We start from the raw sequence: 515 nt of genomic DNA on the forward strand, positions 1-515 counted from the left end.
TCCATTACGAACAGTGGGTTTCCCCATTCGGAAATCCCCGGATCAACGTTTACTTACAACTCCCCGAGGCATATCGGTGTTAGTCCCGTCCTTCATCGGCTCCTAGTGCCAAGGCATCCACCGTGCGCCCTTATTCACTTAACTAAGTTTACAATGAATAAGCGTGCTATTTAAATAGCCTTGCTTTAAAATTGATGTCGTTTAATTACTCTTATTTAGTTTTCAAGGTACAAAGTTTTAAAGAGATTTACTCTCTCAAAACTGAACCAAACAAACCAGTATGTTTCCGTAATGTCCAGCTCCAGCACCCAACGACTAGCAAACTTCCTTCACCTCCGTGCGATAAGTCAACATCAATTCGCTTTCGCTCATCGTGTTTCCTTTATCTCCTTCGGCTCAGTCCAGTTCGTACGTCGCTAAACGGGTGCTTCCGCTTTTCGAATATCCTTAGAAAGGAGGTGATCCAGCCGCACCTTCCGATACGGCTACCTTGTTACGACTTCACCCCAATCATC

General features: G+C 44.9%; 2 rRNA genes. Both read right to left on the minus strand.

The features are described 5' to 3' along the window. Window positions 1–144 (minus strand): 23S ribosomal RNA (locus A9178_RS18435); the annotation flags it as partial. A 307-nt stretch (window positions 145–451) separates the two neighbouring features. Then, window positions 452–515, minus strand: a 16S ribosomal RNA gene (locus A9178_RS18440); the annotation flags it as partial.

The sequence above is a fragment of the Oceanobacillus sp. Castelsardo genome (assembly GCF_001659985.1).
GTDB lineage: Bacteria > Bacillota > Bacilli > Bacillales > Amphibacillaceae > Oceanobacillus.